Annotated in this window: 19 protein-coding genes and 1 pseudogene; all 20 read right to left on the minus strand. The window is 39.1% G+C overall.

All coding sequences use genetic code 11. From position 1 onward, the window contains the following. Positions 1-146: 146 nt before the first annotated feature. Positions 147-1,427 (minus strand): cell division peptidoglycan polymerase FtsW, encoded by a 1,281-nt coding sequence (gene ftsW / locus RWZ99_RS06610; RefSeq protein ID WP_314677229.1) that lies wholly within the window; start codon positions 1,425-1,427, stop codon positions 147-149. A gap of 256 nt (positions 1,428-1,683) precedes the next feature. Continuing rightward, positions 1,684-2,100 carry a F0F1 ATP synthase subunit epsilon gene (locus RWZ99_RS06615; protein WP_002890211.1) on the minus strand — a complete coding sequence of 139 codons (417 nt, stop codon included), beginning with the start codon at positions 2,098-2,100 and terminating at the stop codon, positions 1,684-1,686. A 12-nt stretch (positions 2,101-2,112) separates the two neighbouring features. Continuing rightward, positions 2,113-3,519, minus strand: a complete 1,407-nt coding sequence (gene atpD, locus RWZ99_RS06620; protein WP_314677231.1) for a F0F1 ATP synthase subunit beta — start codon at positions 3,517-3,519, stop codon at positions 2,113-2,115. A 76-nt stretch (positions 3,520-3,595) separates the two neighbouring features. Continuing rightward, positions 3,596-4,474, minus strand: a complete 879-nt coding sequence (locus RWZ99_RS06625) for a F0F1 ATP synthase subunit gamma (RefSeq protein ID WP_314677232.1) — start codon at positions 4,472-4,474, stop codon at positions 3,596-3,598. Between the two features lie 18 nt (positions 4,475-4,492). Continuing rightward, a complete protein-coding gene (atpA, locus tag RWZ99_RS06630) occupies positions 4,493-5,998 on the minus strand; it encodes a F0F1 ATP synthase subunit alpha (protein WP_002885972.1) in 1,506 nt (501 codons plus the stop codon). 15 nt (positions 5,999-6,013) lie between these two features. After that, a complete protein-coding gene (locus RWZ99_RS06635) occupies positions 6,014-6,550 on the minus strand; it encodes a F0F1 ATP synthase subunit delta (protein WP_314677233.1) in 537 nt (178 codons plus the stop codon). Beyond that, complete coding sequence (gene atpF / locus RWZ99_RS06640) at positions 6,550-7,047, minus strand: F0F1 ATP synthase subunit B (protein ID WP_002886161.1); 498 nt, start codon at positions 7,045-7,047, stop codon at positions 6,550-6,552. Before atpF ends, RWZ99_RS06635 begins: the two co-directional genes overlap by 1 nt. Before the next feature lie 20 nt (positions 7,048-7,067). Continuing rightward, positions 7,068-7,775: a F0F1 ATP synthase subunit A gene (atpB, locus tag RWZ99_RS06645; RefSeq protein WP_314677236.1), complete on the minus strand. Its 708-nt coding sequence runs from the start codon at positions 7,773-7,775 to the stop codon at positions 7,068-7,070. Between the two features lie 33 nt (positions 7,776-7,808). After that, complete coding sequence (locus RWZ99_RS06650; RefSeq protein ID WP_004229660.1) at positions 7,809-8,006, minus strand: F0F1 ATP synthase subunit C; 198 nt, start codon at positions 8,004-8,006, stop codon at positions 7,809-7,811. Between the two features lie 410 nt (positions 8,007-8,416). After that, positions 8,417-8,600, minus strand: a pseudogene (locus RWZ99_RS06655) (DNA cytosine methyltransferase); the annotation flags it as partial. Between the two features lie 42 nt (positions 8,601-8,642). Then, on the minus strand, positions 8,643-9,389 hold the full coding sequence (locus tag RWZ99_RS06660; RefSeq protein WP_314677241.1) for an MAE_28990/MAE_18760 family HEPN-like nuclease: 747 nt from the start codon (positions 9,387-9,389) through the stop codon (positions 8,643-8,645). After that, entirely contained in the window at positions 9,382-10,461 is a 1,080-nt protein-coding gene (locus RWZ99_RS06665; RefSeq protein ID WP_314677242.1) for a DUF262 domain-containing protein, read from the minus strand. The genes RWZ99_RS06660 and RWZ99_RS06665 overlap by 8 nt, the downstream gene beginning before the upstream one ends. Continuing rightward, positions 10,436-11,500, minus strand: coding sequence for a DNA cytosine methyltransferase (locus RWZ99_RS06670; RefSeq protein WP_314677243.1), 1,065 nt, complete (start codon positions 11,498-11,500; stop codon positions 10,436-10,438). The genes RWZ99_RS06665 and RWZ99_RS06670 overlap by 26 nt, the downstream gene beginning before the upstream one ends. Before the next feature lie 105 nt (positions 11,501-11,605). Further along, positions 11,606-14,257 carry a valine--tRNA ligase gene (locus RWZ99_RS06675; RefSeq protein ID WP_314677244.1) on the minus strand — a complete coding sequence of 884 codons (2,652 nt, stop codon included), beginning with the start codon at positions 14,255-14,257 and terminating at the stop codon, positions 11,606-11,608. 56 nt (positions 14,258-14,313) lie between these two features. Then, the gene (locus RWZ99_RS06680; protein WP_314677245.1) at positions 14,314-15,555 is read right to left on the minus strand and encodes a hypothetical protein; all 1,242 of its coding nucleotides are present in this window, start codon (positions 15,553-15,555) and stop codon (positions 14,314-14,316) included. Next, a complete protein-coding gene (locus RWZ99_RS06685) occupies positions 15,548-16,117 on the minus strand; it encodes a GNAT family protein (protein WP_314677246.1) in 570 nt (189 codons plus the stop codon). Before RWZ99_RS06685 ends, RWZ99_RS06680 begins: the two co-directional genes overlap by 8 nt. Continuing rightward, complete coding sequence (locus RWZ99_RS06690) at positions 16,104-16,682, minus strand: flavin reductase family protein (protein ID WP_314677247.1); 579 nt, start codon at positions 16,680-16,682, stop codon at positions 16,104-16,106. Before RWZ99_RS06690 ends, RWZ99_RS06685 begins: the two co-directional genes overlap by 14 nt. Before the next feature lie 443 nt (positions 16,683-17,125). Next, a complete protein-coding gene (locus tag RWZ99_RS06695; protein ID WP_183139438.1) occupies positions 17,126-17,329 on the minus strand; it encodes a hypothetical protein in 204 nt (67 codons plus the stop codon). Between the two features lie 132 nt (positions 17,330-17,461). Next, positions 17,462-18,079, minus strand: coding sequence for a PepSY domain-containing protein (locus RWZ99_RS06700; RefSeq protein WP_314677249.1), 618 nt, complete (start codon positions 18,077-18,079; stop codon positions 17,462-17,464). Positions 18,080-18,192: 113 nt separating this feature from the next. Further along, positions 18,193-18,525 (minus strand): EamA family transporter (locus RWZ99_RS06705; protein WP_399556229.1); only part of this gene is annotated, 333 nt, incomplete at its 5' end.

Below are 18,525 nucleotides of genomic sequence, written 5' to 3' on the forward strand. Positions count from 1 at the left end.
AATTGCAAGTATTTTATATAGTTTTCAGTTTTTCTTTAGAGTAATTACAAATATTTCTTTCAATAATTCTCTTTCTACTACTTCTATAATCTTTTCATCCTATCAAAACCATGACTACACTGCAAAAGACAAAAAGAAGCCGTATCTTAACGACTTCTTCTTAAAGGTACAATTTTTTCATTTTGACTTTCTAGCTCTTGAGTCTGAGACAACTCTTCCTCGATAGACTGAACGATATTATCTCGTTTTTCATTAGCAGCGATATTCAAGACAAAAGCAATACCAACGGAAGTTACCAAGAGAGAGTTACCACCTTGTGAAAGGAAGGGGAAGGTAACCCCTGTCGATGGAATCAAACCTGAGATTCCACCGATATTAACAAAAACTTGCATAAGCATGAGAGCTCCCACACCAAGTGCCATCATAGAGTTAAATGGATTTCTAGCCTTAACGCCTACAATCATAATACGAAGAATAAGGAAAAAGAGAAGGGCCAGAATCAAACCTGCTCCAATGAGGCCTAACTCTTCAATAACAATTGAAAAAACAAAGTCGGTCGTTGCTTCTGGGAGATAACCGGTTTTCTCAATCGAATTTCCGAGTCCAAGACCGAACCACCCTCCATTACTCATAGCATAGTAGGAATGTGATAACTGAAGTCCTGAACCTGTTAAATCCTTAAAAGGATTAAAATAAGCTGCAAAACGCTTGGCAACATATCCAAAGACAGGTACCTTAGCCATGGTTTGTACTCCAACCAAAGCAATCAATCCAAGAAAAGCAGACGACAGTCCTACAATGCCAGCAAACAGCGCTGTAAACCAACGATAGCCAACACCAGAAATTGAAAACATGACGACTGTTGTCAATACGATGATAGCCGCATTCCCCAAGTCCGGTTGGATGGCAACTAAGCCAATCATTACCAGCAAATAGTAACGCCAGTCATTAAGTTCTTTTTTATTCCTCGGTATCCACCTATTCTTAGTCAAGGCCTGATAGTCATAACGTTCTATAGCTGACTGTTGTTTTGAGAAGGTGTGTGCCAAATACCAAACAACAATAACCTTAAGATACTCCGCTGGTTGGAAAGATAAGGGACCCAGTACAATCCATCCATTCGCTCCATTAATTTCTTTAGTGAAAAACTTCGCAACAACCAAGAGTAAAATTTCGACAAATATGACAGCTCCTAGGACCTTATCTTTTCTGAGGAAATTCAATTTCAATCGATAAATGAAAAAGATAAAGAATAAGGATACTAGCCAAAAGGCACCTTGGTTCATAACTGATGCGAAAGGGTTGGCTCCATAAGTTACTAAAAGAGCACTCGTTGTTGAATAAACCATAATCAAACCAACCACTGATAAAATTAAATAAGGTATCAAGATGGTATAGTCCAAAAGATGTTTCTTTTCAATTTTCATATCTAAAAAACTCATACTTTCTATTACGTTACTCTACATTTTCATAAAAAACATAAAGCTAACAGCTTATATTATAACACTTTGATATCTTAAACTAAAGTAAAATCTAAATTAACCGTTTTCATTTCTAAAAATTTTATTTAGTCTTTTATACTCAAATTCATCTGGCAACTAACTTTCTGTAGTAAGATTGCTAGTCCTCATATTTCCTTTAAGGATAAACAAAAAAAACGAGACTTAGATCCCGTTTTTTATCTTATTTTGTACCGACACTGATACGATTAAGTGCTCGACGGAGAGCAACCTGAGCACGTTGAACTTCATCAATACGATCAGATTTGGTTGCTTCTTCCAAGTCACGTTCGGCACGTTGCTTGGCACGTTCGGCACGAGAAACGTCAATGTCGCGTTCACGTTCTGCTGAATCGGCAACGATAGTAATGAAATCATCTTTAACTTCGATGATACCACCGTTTACGGCAATCCAATCGACGTGACTCTCGTCATCCACACGACGAACCTTGAGCTCATCCACTTCAAGTGGAGCGATCAAGTTAATATGGCCTGGCAAAATACCAATTTGACCATCTTTAGTAACCGCGTGGATAAAGCTGGCATGATGGTCGTATTTAAGACCATCTGGAGTTACCACTTGTACGGTCATTTGTGCCATATCTTCACCTCATTAGTAGCCCATAGCTTTAGCTTTAGCTACTACATCCTCAATCGGACCTACGCTACGGAAGGCATCTTCAGGAAGATTGTCATATTTACCTTCAAGGATTTCTTTAAAGCTACGAACAGTTTCGGCAACTGGAACATAAGAACCTGGTTGTCCAGTAAACTGCTCAGCAACGTTGAAGTTTTGCGACAAGAAGAATTGGATACGACGAGCACGTCCAACCAATGTTTTTTCTTCGTCTGACAATTCGTCCATACCAAGGATAGCGATAATATCTTGCAATTCACGGTAACGTTGAAGCACACGTTGAACTTCAGTCGCAACAGCATAGTGTTCTTCACCAACAATTTCAGGTGAGAGGGCACGTGAGCTTGATGCCAATGGGTCAACGGCTGGGTAAATACCCATTTGTGTCAACTTACGTTCAAGGTTGGTTGTTGAATCCAAGTGAGCAAATGCTGTAGCTGGCGCTGGGTCAGTATAGTCATCGGCTGGGACATAGATAGCTTGGATTGATGTAACAGAACCTTTTTTAGTTGATGTGATACGTTCTTGCAATTGCCCCATTTCAGTAGCAAGTGTTGGTTGATAACCAACGGCTGATGGCATACGGCCAAGAAGGGCAGAAACCTCAGAACCCGCTTGAGTGAAACGGAAGATGTTATCGATGAAGAGAAGCACGTCTTGACCTTCAACATCACGGAAGTATTCCGCAATAGTCAAACCAGTAAGGGCAACACGCATACGTGCTCCTGGTGGTTCATTCATTTGACCAAAGACCATGGCTGTTTTCTCGATAACGCCAGATTCTTTCATTTCCCAGTAAAGGTCATTACCTTCACGTGTACGTTCACCAACACCTGTAAACACGGAAATACCACCGTGCTCTTGGGCGATGTTGTGAATCAACTCTTGAATAAGAACAGTCTTACCAACACCGGCACCACCGAAAAGTCCGACTTTACCACCTTTAAGGTAAGGGGCAAGCAAGTCGATAACTTTAATCCCTGTTTCAAGGATTTCAGTAGATGTTGACAATTCATCGAAGGTAGGTGCTTTTTTATGAATTGGTTCACGCTCTGCATCGTCTGCAAAAGGTGCTTCCAAGTCAATGGTATCTCCAAGCACGTTAAAGACACGCCCAAGAGTTTCTTTACCAACAGGAACGCTGATTGGACGACCCGTGTCCAGAACTTCTAGCCCACGAGTCAATCCATCAGTAGATTCCATGGCAATGGTACGAACCACACCTTCTCCAAGTTCAAGAGCTACTTCGAGCACGATACGTTTAGACTTTTCTTCATCAGTGTAAACGACCAATGCATTGTTAATCTCAGGAAGTTTATCACCAGCTGCAAACGCTACGTCTACAACAGGACCAACAACCTGAGCAATTTTGCCTGAGCTCATTGTTTTCTCCTTATGATAGTTTTCTGGATGACAATCATCCCTTTTTCTTGTATGTCAAATCAAGACAAATCTCTAGCTATTCAAGTGCACTAGCACCACCAACAATCTCAGTAATTTCTTGAGTAATGGCTGCTTGACGTGCACGGTTGTATTGGATTGTCAAATCGTTAATCACATTCTTAGCATTATCAGTGGCAGTCTGCATTGCAGTCATACCAGCAGCATGCTCAGCTGTTTTGGCATCTACGATAGCACCGTAGATAAGACTCTCAGCATATTGTGGCAAGAGTTGATCCAAAATAGTATCACGATCCGGTTCCAATTCAAACTTGGTCAATACATGACCTTCAGATTCATTAGGATCCAAATCAGCAATCGGAAGCATTTGTTCCACACGAACTTCACTAGACAAACTATTAACATGGTGATTGTAACACACATAAAGTTCATCAAAAAGCTCATTTTGATACATTCCTACAGCTTTAGAAATGATTTTCCCGACTTGATCGAAACTAGGTTGATCTTCAAGTCCACGAAGTTCGAAAGCGACATTCATGTTACGAGCTTTGAAGAAATCTGAACCTGTTCCACCAATAGAGATGATAGCATATTCATCTTCAGAATCATGGTCACGTTTAATCATATCCAAGACAGCTTTAAGAATGGTTGAATTATATCCTCCAACTAATCCCTTATCCGAAGTAATGACAATGTAACCTGTCTTACGAACTGGACGTGCATCCAACATTGGATTTGAAGAACCGTTAACCAATTCTGAATGTAGAAGATCTGTTGTGATCTGTCTAATTTTTGAGGCATAGATTTGGAAATCTTTAGCAGCTTGCTCAGAACGTGTCAATTTAGAAGCAGAAACCATTTGCATGGCTCCTGTAATTTGACTCGTTTTCTTAGTTGAAGCAATTTTTGCTTGGATTTCTCTTAGAGAGCCTGCCATATGCTGTCCTCCCTATCTCTATTTGTATTCTGATTGATCTTTGAAAGCTTGGATAGCTTCATTAAGTACAGATTCCTCAGGAAGATCTTTAGTTGTACGGATTGTTTCAAAGATATCTTCATGATGGCTATCAAAGTAATCATAAAGGGCTTCTTCAAAATCCAAGATTTGATCAACCGGAACACTGTCCAAGAAACCGTGTGTCAAAGCGTAAAGAATAACAACTTGTTTCTCAACCGGAAGTGGTTTATGAAGTGGTTGTTTCAATACTTCGATTGTACGACGACCTCGGTTCAATTTTGCTTGAGTTGCAGCATCCAAATCTGAACCAAATTGTGTAAATGCTTCAAGTTCGCGATATGAAGCCAAGTCAAGACGAAGCGTACCTGCAACCTTCTTCATCGCTTTAATTTGCGCTGATCCACCTACACGTGACACGGAAGAACCCGCATCAATGGCAGGACGAATACCTGAGTTAAACAAGTTTTCTTGCAAGAAAATTTGTCCATCTGTGATTGAGATAACGTTTGTTGCGATATAAGCTGAGATATCTCCTGCTTGTGTTTGGATGATTGGCAAGGCAGTAATTGAACCACCACCAAGATCATCTGAAACCTTAGCTGAACGTTCCAAAAGACGTGAGTGGAGATAGAAAACATCCCCTGGGTAGGCTTCACGACCTGGTGGACGACGGAGAAGCAATGAAAGTTCACGGTAAGCCACGGCTTGTTTAGACAAATCATCATAAACAATCAAGACATGTTTGCCGTTATACATGAACTCTTCAGCCATTGCAACACCAGCGTAAGGCGCGATGTAAAGCAATGGTGATGGTTGTGATGCTGAGGCAGTCACAACGATTGTGTAATCAAGAGCACCATGTTTACGAAGCGTTTCTACTTGTGTACGAACTGTTGATTCTTTTTGACCAATAGCCACATAAATACAGATCATATCTTGTCCTTTTTGGTTCAAGATAGCATCAATGGCTACTGAAGTTTTACCAGTTTGGCGGTCCCCGATGACCAATTCACGTTGACCACGTCCAATTGGAACCAAGGCATCAATCGCCTTAAGACCAGTTTGCAATGGCTCAGAAACTGATTTACGTTGCATAACACCTGGAGCAGGTGTTTCAACTGGACGGAAACCTGTTGTTTCGATATCTCCAAGACCATCAACTGGTTGCCCAAGTGGGTTTACTACACGACCAATAAGGGCTTCACCAACTGGAACTTCCATGATTTTTCCAGTACGTTTAACAATATCGCCTTCACGAATTGCTACGAAATCTCCCAAGATAATGATACCGACATCATTAGTTTCAAGGTTTTGGGCCATACCATAGGCACCATTTTCAAATTCGAGCAACTCACCACTCATAGCATTATCAAGACCACGAGCACGTGCGATACCGTCACCAATATAGGTAACGACACCAGTTTCAGTGACGTCAAAGTTTGGCTGGAAGTTTTCAATTTGCTTTTTAATTAAAGCGCTAATTTCTTGTGCGTTAATTGCCAAAAGTCACACCACTTTCTATTTCAAATTCGTTTTAAAGGTTTGCAATTGACTGCGAATTGACGTGTCAATAACCTTATTCTTTGCTTTGATGACGAATCCTCCAATGAGATCCTCATCAATTTTTTCTACTAAACGACGTGTCTTAATCTCAAATTTTTGTGAAACTATCGCCAAAAGTCTAGCTTTTTGTTCTTCAGACAAGGGACTTGCTGATGTCACAGTGACATCATAAGTGTTGTCTTCTTGATCAAAGAGCTCAAGGACCAATTTCAACACATCATAAAGAATGTTAGCTCGGTCATTGAGTGAAATTACCTCAAGAAAATTGTTCATGTAAACTGAACAAGACTCTTGAATCAAACCCAGACTTTCTTTTTTAGCCTCACTTGTCACATTCTCTTGAGACAAGAAGGTTTTTAGATTTGTTTCAGCAAAAACTGTTAGGATTTGCCTTACTTCTTCTTGGATCGTTGACACGGCGTCTTGTTCAAAAGCGACTTCTACCAGACTTCTGGCATACTGCTCAACAAGAGCTTGTGTTTTTTTATCCATTAAGCATCTCCTAATTGATCAAGATAGCTATCAATCAAGTCAGATTGCGCTTTTGCATCAAGGTTTTGTTTCATAACTTTTTCTGCCAAAAGGACAGTCAAGTCAGCAACTTCACCTTTAACGCCAGCAAGTGCTTCCACACGGCTTTGAGCGATATCTTGATTTGCTTTCTCTTTCAAGCGTTTAGCTTCATCATGTGCTTCTGCAATGATTTTTGACTCTTGAGTTTTACCAGTTTCCTTGGCCCCATCAATAATCTGAGCTGCTTCTGTGCGAGCACCGGCTAACTCATCTTGACGTTTTTGTGCCAAGCTTTCTGCTTCTTGACGAGCATTTTCAGCACTATCAATATCTGTGGCAATTTTCTTTTCACGAGCGGCAAAGATTCCTGTAATTTGATCCCATGCGAATTTACGAATGAGGTAATACAAGAGAAATACAGAGCCGAGCGTGATAATGATATTACCAAGTGTCGTACTATTAATCAGTAATGACATTTTATTTCTCCCTTTCTTAATTATTCTTCGTTGACTTTATCACCAATGTAGTTTGAACTTAGGATAATAAAGACATAGGCTTGAATGAAACCAATAAAAGCTGAAAAGGCAACCCAGACAAGGTTCAAAGCAAAGGATACAGGTGCTGCAAAAGCAGACCATTTCACTAATTGAAGAATCAAGCCAGTTAGTACCTCACCAGAATAAATGTTACCAAACAAACGCAAAGCCAATGATGCAAGGTTGGTTAATTGTTCCAATATGTTCATTGGGAGCATTGCTGGATATGGTGAAAGGTAACCTTTGAGATAGCCTTTAAGCCCTTTTTTACGGATTCCCTCGATATGACTAATGAGGGTAATAATCAAAGAAAGAGTGATAGTAACACCGAAATTCGATGTTGGAGAAGACCAAAAATTGTAATGCTCACTTTTCACAGATACAAGCAGACCTAAGTTGTTTGCTGTAAATACAAAGGTGAAAATTACAAACAAGAGCAAACTATAATTTTTTGTGAATTTTCCAAGATTTTGAGAAATGGTGTTATTCACAAATTCATAGATGAACTCGAGTACATTTTGTTTTCCCTTTGGTTTAATGGTCATCTTACGACTTGACCAAAAAACCACTCCAAAAACGATAATTACTGTCAAGAGAGACATGGCAAGGATCGTCAAGTCAAAATCAATCCCAAATAATGAGACGGTTGGATTACTTGTAGCTTCCACTGCTCATCCCTCCTTCATCTTTTTATTTGTCTATTAGACAATGTAGCTAAGGGCAAACAATACGAAGAAGGTACCTTCGATGAAGGCAACACCAGTAAACATCAATGTTTGAAGTTTGCTAAACATCTCAGGTTGGCGAGCTGCAGCTTTAGCGATATTGGCAACGAGGATACCCTCACCAATAGAGACACCCATAACGGCCAAACCGAGGCCTAAGATAGTTAAATTCATAGTAGAATTCTCCTTTTAATTATTTTTACCATGCTATTTTAGTCCTATTTTCCACGAAAGTCAATGAATTGACGGTTTTTTGGACGTTTTCACTGACTTTGCCTAACGTTTTCATTTTATTTGCGTAAGCGTTTGCTTTTCTAATAAAACTTCATCTATTTATTTCAAAAAAAGCCTAACCACAGAGGCTAGACTTATTGGGAGATTTATGAAAAAAAGAAAGTTTCACTGTCTGACTTAAAGTCAAAGACTGCAATTGCTACCGAACGACGTTCAGTAATACTTATTAGGATGACTATAGTATAGCTTGGGTTGCTTAAAGAAAGCTGAAGGGAGGGGAGGAAGCATTTCATAACTTTGAAAATAACTATTTTTGAGCCTAACCAATCATATCCACAGGGGTATTATCTGCGCCAATCCAAATAGATCTCTAGATAGTTTAACTGATAAGTCTGACGTGCATACTTATCAAACTCATTGGCATACACCACTCTGAACTCGTTGGTCTGTTCAAATTTCAATTCCTCCAACACCTAAGAAGAAAAATGAAATATTGTACTTCTCAGATCGGTTTGACCTTACAGAATTTGTCATTAGGTTAACTGCTTGCTAAAATATTGAACAATATTATAGAGATTAATATAAATTATCTGACATAAATTTATGATCATGAATTGCAGAATTTATTAGGTCAATAAAGTAATCTAGACACCGATAAGTTTTATCCTTTAATTCAATTATGCCCTGAATTGAGAACTCTTTTCCATTATCTTCAAAAGAAATATTTCCATGAGCTAGATAATTTCTCCTGTTCTTAATTGTATAGAGAGCTCCACCATAATCTCTAAATGAATCATTATCGTATGTAATACCATGTGTTTCTAAAATATTTTTAATTTCCTTAACATCTGCATTACCAGAAAGGTGAAAGGACTCCTTTTCTATCTCAACACAATAATTATCGTCTATTACATTTAAAATCATATTAAATACTTTTTGATTTAACTCATTACTATTTATTTGACTCAAATAGTTTTTAACCCACAATTTTTGTATTGATTCAATTGCTTGACTAAAAGACAATTGTTTATCGTTTAAACTGCTATAATATTCTAACATTGAAACTCTTATGGTAGACTCAACTAAATTATATAGCATTAAAATAGAATTGGACTTCATAATTTTAACAATCACTTCAAAATCATCTTTATTTTTAATCTGTAATCGGTACTCTAATTCTTCCCAAACATCTGGAGTACTAGCTATCTGTATTTCAAATAAATCATTCAGCACATTTGGAATCCCCATTATAGATTGCTCATAAATACTAATAACATCAATAAAGTGATTAATTTCCCTTTTCAATTTTTCGTATTCAGTCATTAAAGTCACCATTTAATAAAAAGTCTCTAACTCCATGTATTCTTCCAATTACCTTTGTTTTATTATTTGCAGCATCAGAAGTTGTCCATTTTTTTAAGTGATCACTTTTTAATAACTCATCTATTTTTTCTTTGGAGATATTTAATTGGGGGGATTTTCTTAACGCTAAGTTAATTCCAACTGAAAGTGCCTCAAAACGTACTCGAGGTGTATGATTCCGATCGTCTTTCTGAAACCCTCTCTCAAAATTATCAGAAACAAATTCCATTGTTTTATTAAACTCATCTACAAACAAATCTTTTTTTTCATCAGACCAATTGTTTCCAGCTTCTCGGATATAATCATCAACAAAATTCATCACTGATCCGTCATAATTATCTAAATTATTACTATAAGCAAAAAAACGACTTACTAATTCAATATCCTCTTTCCGATTAATTTTATTCTGGGAAAGATTTGTATTCTTCCGAAAGAGTTCATCTTCGGCTAAGGTTTTTATCAATATCATAAGTGGATTATCAAGTTCCCTTCCCGCCCGAACTTCACTTGTATTAGCATGTAAGGAACTAGTATTGAGTCTATCAAATAATTCCTTACGAACATCGGCCGGAGTGTTATGTTTCAACACTATTACTCTCAGAGATCTAGCTTTTAATCGTCTGATTTCATTTTTAGGCATTTCATCCAAAGTACAATCATTTAATTCAGTAAGCTTGTTTAGTCCTACCAATTTTAAATCTTCATTAAAAAATTCAGATAGTGTCGAAATCCTTTGTAATCCATCAACTATCTCCATACTACCTTCATCCGTATCTGCTAAAAATAGGAGAGGAATTGGATAATCAAGTAGCAACGATTCTATAAATCTTGATTTTTGCTTAGGATTCCATAATAATTCGTTACGCTGATAGTCAGGAGAAAAAATTTCATTCTCATTATTATATAAATCCACAATAAAACTAATAGGATAATCCCGAGTATCATAATTAAGTTCATATTGTAACTTATTTATTTGTTCTTGTATTCTTTGCTGTTTTTCTTCATCTTCAAATAATTTCATTTGCTTGAGCATAATATTCCTCCGAATGTTTTATTATACTTTTTCCTATTACCTCCCCAAGCTTCGGAGGTACAGCATTCCCAATTTGCATTGCGATTTTTTGACTAGAAAATGAGTCTAAATCATTGATAAATTGATAGGTTCTTGGGAAACTTTGTAAAATGGCTCCTTCTCTAAGACTAAGTGCTCTGTCTTGTTCTGGATGTCCAAATCTACCATTTCCATAACCCGGGAATTGAGTTGTTATTGTAGAGGACGGTTTATCCCACTCTAATCTACCATATACGGAACCATAAGTTGCACCACTCTTTTTTTTAAAACATTCTGGTAATAAAGAACCATCCCAGTCCCTCCATGTTCCTCCTGGTTTGGAACTACGAATTCGCCTTAAATTAATGTCAGATAGATTTCGAGCTGTATGCAGCAAATCTAAAGGATCGGTCTCACCAGCATTTAATTTTGGTAGATCTCCTATGGCCTGTCTAACAGTCGGATAATCCTTCACGGTCAACTCTTCTGTAAAAGAAATTTCTCCAAATTTAGAGGCTAAAAGCAATAAGCGCTTTCTATTTTGGGGAATACCGTAAGCAGGGGCAAAGGCAATTTTCCAACTTACTTTATATCCTTCACTTTCTAGTAATGCTAGAAAGTTTTTAAATACAGCTTTTTTCGCTAATTGTGGTACATTTTCCATTGAAACAATGTCTGGCTTTACCAATTTGACTTGCTTTCCAAAGTAGTCCAGTAAATCCATTTTTTTAATTGTATTTATATTATTTTTATATTTATGACTGTATGTTGAAAATGGTTGACAGGGAGCACACCCAATCAGTACTTTTATATCAGTATCTGGCGGATACAAGCCTAATATTTCGTCATCTTCAATATCCTTAACATCTTTTAAAATAAATTTAGCATCATTGTTATACTCATAGGCAAATTTGCTTTTTTTATCAATATCATACCCAGCTACAACATTGATACCTGACTGCTGGATTCCATATGTTAGACCGCCTACACCACAAAATAAATCAACTGCATTTATTTTCATATCGGCCTCCTATTGCTTTTGTTTTTGACCATTATTTTATCATAAATCAACTAAAAAAGCAGTTCTGATATTAGCTTAATTTATCAGAATCTGCTTAATACTCCTTTATTTCACCAACTTCTTCATCTCATCAATACGCACTACTGTCGCATCGTATTTAGCTTGGTAATCTTCTTGTTTGTCGCGTTCTTTTTGGACGACTTCTGGTTTGGCGTTGGCTACGAAGCGCTCGTTAGAGAGTTTCTTACCGACCATGTCGAGTTCTTTTTGCCATTTGGCCAATTCTTTTTCAAGACGAGCCAATTCTTCTTCGACATTGAGAAGGTCAGCGAGTGGCAAGTAAATTTCTGCACCTGTGATGATGCTTGACATAACCAAGTCAGGTACTTCGACATCTGCTGCAATTTCCAAGTGTTCTGGATTTGTGAAGCGTTTGATGTAGTTGACGTTATCATTGAAGAAGGCGTCAAGCTTGCTGTCGCTAGTCTTAATCAAGATGGTGATTGGCTTGCTTGGCGCTACGTTAACTTCTGCACGTGAGTTACGGACTGAACGAATCACGTCTTTAAGAGCTTCAACGCCAGCTGCCGCTTCTTCATTTTCAAATTCTGGACGAACCACTGGGTATTCAGCCATCACGATAGTTCCTTCAGAGATTTGTCCAAAGATTTCTTCAGTCACGAATGGCATGATTGGGTGAAGGAGACGCAAGATTTGGTCCAAAGTGTAAAGAAGGACAGAACGAGTGATGACTTTTTCGTCCTCGTTATCGCTGTAAAGTACCTCCTTAGTCAACTCAACGTACCAGTCCGCAAACTCATCCCAGATGAAGTTGTAGAGGATGTGACCAGCTACACCAAACTCAAACTTGTCAAAGTTAGCAGTTGCTTTGCCGATCGTTTCATTGAGGTTATGGAGAATCCAGCGGTCAGTGACATTTCCAGCTTCCTTGTTGACCACTTTTTCCACATTGGCCGTTGCTTGCTCGAGAGTCAAGCCTTCATTGTTCATGAGGATATAGCGAGAGATGTTCCAAATCTTGTTGATGAAGTTCCAAGACGCATCCATTTTCTCATAAGAGAAGCGCACGTCTTGCCCTGGTGCAGAACCATTTGAAAGGAACCAACGAAGGGCATCGGCACCGTATTTCTCGATGACGTCCATCGGGTCAATCCCGTTACCGAGAGATTTAGACATCTTGCGTCCTTGCTCATCACGGATGAGACCGTGGATAAGGACATTTTGGAATGGCTGACGGCCAGTGAATTCCAAGGATTGGAAAATCATACGAGACACCCAGAAGAAGATGATGTCGTAACCTGTTACCAAGGTTGAAGTTGGGAAGTAACGTTTGAAGTCTTCTGAGTCGACATCCGGCCAGCCCATGGTTGAGAATGGCCAAAGGGCAGAACTGAACCAAGTATCCAAGACGTCTTCGTCCTGAGTCCATCCGTCACCTTCTGGAGCTTCTTCGCCGACGTACATTTGGCCCTCAGCATTGTACCAAGCAGGGATTTGGTGACCCCACCAGAGCTGACGAGAGATTACCCAGTCGTGGACATTTTCCATCCATTGAAGGAAGGTATCGTTGAAACGAGGTGGGTAAAATTCAACCTTGTCTTCTGTATCTTGGTTAGCGATAGCGTTTTTTGCCAATTGGTCCATCTTGACGAACCATTGCGTAGACAAACGTGGCTCAACCACAACACCTGTACGCTCTGAGTGACCAACACTGTGGACACGTTTTTCGATTTTAACAAGGGCATCGATTTCTTCCAACTTAGCAACGACTGCCTTACGAGCTTCAAAACGATCCATGCCTGCAAATTCAAAGGCAAGCTCGTTCATAGTTCCGTCATCGTTCATGACGTTAACTTGAGGTAAGTTATGGCGTTGACCAACCAAGAAGTCGTTTGGATCGTGGGCAGGCGTGATTTTCACGACACCAGTACCAAATTCAGGGTCTGCGTGTTCATCCCCAACGATTGGGATCAGTTTGTTAGCGATTGGAAGGATAACATTTTTACCAATCAAATCTTTGTAACGGTCGTCATTTGGGTTAACGGCTACGGCAGTATCACCAAACATGGTTTCAGGACGAGTTGTTGCCACTTCAAGAGCACGTGAACCATCTTCCAACATATAGTTCATGTGGTAGAAGGCACCTTCGACATCCTTGTGAATAACCTCGATATCAGAGAGGGCTGTACGGGCTTTTGGATCCCAGTTGATGATAAATTCACCACGGTAAATCCAACCTTTTTTGTAAAGCTCTACAAAGACCTTACGAACGGCTTTTGACAACCCTTCGTCAAGGGTAAAACGCTCACGAGAGTAATCTACAGAGAGTCCCATTTTACCCCATTGTTGCTTGATAGTTGAAGCATACTCATCTTTCCATTCCCAGACTTTATCCAGGAATTTTTCACGACCAAGGTCATATCGAGAAATGCCACTTTCAGCCAAACGAGCTTCAACCTTAGCTTGAGTGGCAATCCCAGCATGGTCCATTCCTGGAAGCCAAAGCGTATCAAAACCTTGCATCCGTTTTTGACGGATGATGATATCTTGCAAGGTTGTATCCCAAGCGTGACCAAGGTGGAGTTTCCCGGTTACGTTTGGTGGTGGAATGACGATGGAATAAGGCTTAGCCTTTTTATCGCCTGAAGGCTTGAAAACATCTTCGTCAAGCCATTTTTGGTAACGACCAGCCTCAACCTCGGCTGGATTGTATTTAGGTGAAAGTTCTTTAGACATATGTGTGTCCTTTCTAGTTATTTCTATTGTTCATATAATTTTTTATTAATGAATAATTAATTATCTTTTTTAAACCTTATCCCATTTTCCTTTAGCTTCTGAACGGTGACTGGACCAATTCCCTTCAAAGAGAGGATTTCTTTTTCTGTCCAATTTTTAAAGTCAGTAGATGTCTGGATTCCATTCTCAACAAAGATACGAACAATATCCATCCGAATTCCCTTCATTTTCTCTTCTCCCATAAATGAGAACCAGTTAGTTACTGTAGATAAGTTTTTCGCTAAATCAGAAGGGCTATTGAGTCTTGATATAGAGCAAAATTTCTCTGCTTCAGTTGTCAAAAAGTCTGTCAAAATAATATTTTCCTGTAAATAATCAGACATAGGATACAGGCTGGCTTGTAGCGATTCGACTGAATTGGGGTAATAACATTCCAGTTCTTCTATTTCAGGAATCTTAAAGGGCCAATCTTCATCTATAAAATAGTCAACAGCATCATCGTTGATTTCCACAAGTTTTGCAAATAATTTACTTGCATCTTCAACCTTTCCTCTAGAGAAAGCAGAAATAATAGCATGTATCAACACAGTATCACTACGTTTTCCTTGATTCAGTTCTTCCTGATAGAAACGTTCAACTTTAGATTCTTGACCAGTGATATGATATAGAGAAAGCATACAGAAAACAAAGTTAGGAGGGAATCGCTCTGGTTGCTTACTTAAGTATAAGTTAACTATTTCCAAAGCCTTATAATAAAATCTTTCCGCTATATAATATTCAATCAGAAACATAAGAGCAGTTAGAATAGGGCGTGCTTCAAAATAGTTCCAATTGTTATACCCATTGATTTTCCATTTTTCTAAAACCAGAGTTTCAAATTCCAATACTCTTTTAAAAGTTGGTAAGTCAATGTCTTGAACAGTCGAAAGAAAAAGGTGATACTCGGCAGCAAAATAATCTGGGTTAAGCTTTAAAACCTGCTTTAACAGTTTATTTCTCTTTTGTTTATTAGGAGTATACATAGCTTCTCTGAATAAAGCATGATCTTGATTCCAATCAAAAGTCCTATTTTTCAGTTGGTAATTGATTAGCTGAACATCTGGATACTCTCCATGTTCATCAGCATATTGTATCAGTGCTGTATGTAGTTCATCGAAATTTTGAATCTTCCGACGTTCTACAAAGACAGGTTGATACCTAAGTGAATCTGTCAATGAACTTTCTTCTTCAGAAATAACTTTTATCATCAATTTTTGCTTACGCTTAAATTCTTTTTGTCGATTTTTCTTTTTAGCCATCTTTCTTTATTTCCCACTCCTTCTTCAGCAAGCCATATATTAGACTGTCACAACGATTGCCTTGAGCATCTTTGCTGTCTCGGATACGAGCTTCAAGGGTGAAACCAAACTTCTCTGCAACTCGTTGACTTTGGACATTGTTGCCAAAACAAGTCAATTCAATCTTGTGAAGGCCCAGTTCTTTAAAGCCTAGGGCAATCACGGTACGCGACGCTTCTGGTACATAGCCTTGGCCCCAATAGTCTGGGTGCAAGGTATAGCTGATCTCCAGCACATCATCTTCGTGACGACGGGGGAAATCGACAGAGCCGATGACCTTATCCGTCTCTTTGACCACAATGCCATAGCCGGCTGGGAGATTGTCCTTTTGATTACGCTCTGGAAGGATATGTTCTAGGTAATAGATCTCGTCTTCCAAGGTCTTAACGGGCGGAAAGCCTGCTGGATAAGAGACTTCTGGAAGACTGGCAAAGTCAAAGATATCCTCAGCATCCGCCACTGTACGGACTCGTAAGACCAAACGCTCCGTTTCAATTCGTTCTGGCAATTCAGCCCTTGTCATCCTTTTTCCTCGCTTTCTTGATAAAGCTTCCCATGGGGTCCACTCGATTATCCAGATAGCGATAGACACGCTTATGGCCATCACCCATAAAGTAAGTCGGTGCAAAAGAATCGTTACGGAAATGGCCCTTGTTATCTAATAAATCAGAATCAGCAAGGCGGTCTAGAATCTTAGCAAAGATATGGCAGATGCCATCTTCCTCAATAATTCTGTCGACCTTACAATCCAGAACGACTGGACAAGCACCCAAGATAGGTGCTTGTGTCAGTTTCGAAGGTTGGAATTTCAAGCCGAGTTTAGCAATCTTTTCACGATGACTAATAAATCCAGCTTGCTCCATCTCCAACATGAAACTTTCATCCGGAATATTCACAGTGAACTTCTGATAATGTTTAATCTGGTCTGTCGCATTTTCCTCGCTACCAACCCCTATGACAAGCCAATCACCTAGGCTGTAGGAAGAACTACAGGTCGTCACATTATAGCCGTAGGTCTGGTCCTGATAACCCAAGATAAAAATAGGAAAACCATAATACAATTTACTGGTCTCAAAAGATTGCTTCATGTCACCCTCCTTTGATAGGAACGTAGACCTTGCTTTCGCTCCGTCTGCATCAATATCTTTAAATTCACTGCGACCTTCGGTCCTGGTCCTTTAAAAGCTACAGAAAATCCCTGCCATAAACATGACAGGGACGAATATGTATCCGCGGTACCACCCAGTTTTGAGTGGCAACCACTCACAGCTTTCTTAATTCAATTTGACCATCAGCAACTAGCTTTGACATTTGTGCGGATTTCTCAGTACCACCGCTTCCTGTAACAAATGGGCTTCAAAGCACCTCTGAATGGTCTTATTTTATCACAATTTTAAGACCAAGACAAATGAAAATACGGGGCCCTGAATTTGCAAATAAGTCAGATTACAGATTTTACCTTGGAACATAAATCCAATCCCTTATTTTATTCTCATTAGAAAAACCCCTGTCTATCGACAAGGATTTCATCTTATTTTTCTTCCTTAGCTCTTTCTTCTTTTAGCCATTGTTCATAGCTTTCAAGTAGATTTATAGCCATTTGGGTTGCCAAGGCAACTGAGAAGGCTTCCGTACCTTCAGTTGTTTCATTTTGGACCTCCAATTTACTTTCTTCGTAAATAGCTTTGAGAGCCTTATTGCTAAGCGTGTCTTTAAATGCTTGGAATTCTTTCATGGTCAAAGCCTCCTTGATTTTACGGCACTCTCTAAAATTACTGTTACCGCTTTCACTTTAAGTTTACACCATTTCAGAGAAATTGCAAGGTTTTTCCTTAATAATAAGGAGAACTTTCACACTAGCTACGACTTATTGGGCAGCTGCAGTAGCTCCTGTGAGATACTCTGTCGTATAGGCTACAATAGCTCCTGAATCAGCATTTACCGCGTATTTGTAACGTAGGCCACTAGCAGCATAATCAAAACTGATATTGTAGACTTTTCCGTCTCCTTCGGTCTGCAGTTCCGTTTTCAAGTTGGTCACAGAACCTTCAGCTAGGCCAGCATGGTTAAGAGCTGTCGTTTGTGCAGTTTCTTTAGACACTGCCGTCTCGTCCTTACTTTCGCTAGATTGAGTCTCGTCTTTAGGCTCTTCACCTTTTTGAGCATCGTCCTCATCTTTTGACATTGGATGGTCACTCTTATGTTTCAAAATAGATCCTGACTGACCGTCAATCGTATACTCAAAATGATTGTCTGACGTTGTGAAACTAATCTCATAACTTCCGTGAAGTCCAGAACGTGATTTTGAGACTGTTGATTGAGATATCTCAGAAGTTTTGACACCTGCATTTTTGTAAGCAATGTCTGCCGCATCTTGTTCTGACAAGCGATAACCTGAGCCGTTAAAGATAAACAAGACTGCAGCAATGGCAACTGGGATAGCGAGCAGAATCAGATAGCCCACTAGCTTTTTCATTTTTCGCATAAAATTCTCCGCTATTTTAATCTAATACTACTATTATATCTTAAAGTTCTAAAATTGTCAGATAAACTTGGTCCATTTTTAGGATGATGTCATAAAAAAGTTCCTGACAGCTATCAAAAACTCTTACGAAAATTTAAGATTTGGCCAGTTACAAAGACTAGGATGGCTACCCATATAAAGAGGAAACCTTTCAATTCTCCAAAGCTAACCGTCTCACCAAAAATGAGAATAGCCACGAGCAGTTGAATGGTAGGATTAAGGTACTGGATAAACCCAATAAGGTTAAGTGGTGCCCTTTTAACTGCCTCTGAGAAACAAAGTAGGGGAACAGCCGTCACCACCCCCGAAATGGCTAAGAGAAACATTTCCAAGGGCGAATAAGAGGAAAATGACTCCGGTGAAAAGAAGATGAGGTAGATGGCTACAAAAGGTAGTAAGAAACCACT

The sequence above is a fragment of the uncultured Streptococcus sp. genome (genome assembly GCF_963545685.1).
In the GTDB taxonomy this organism is placed as follows: Bacteria; Bacillota; Bacilli; order Lactobacillales; family Streptococcaceae; genus Streptococcus.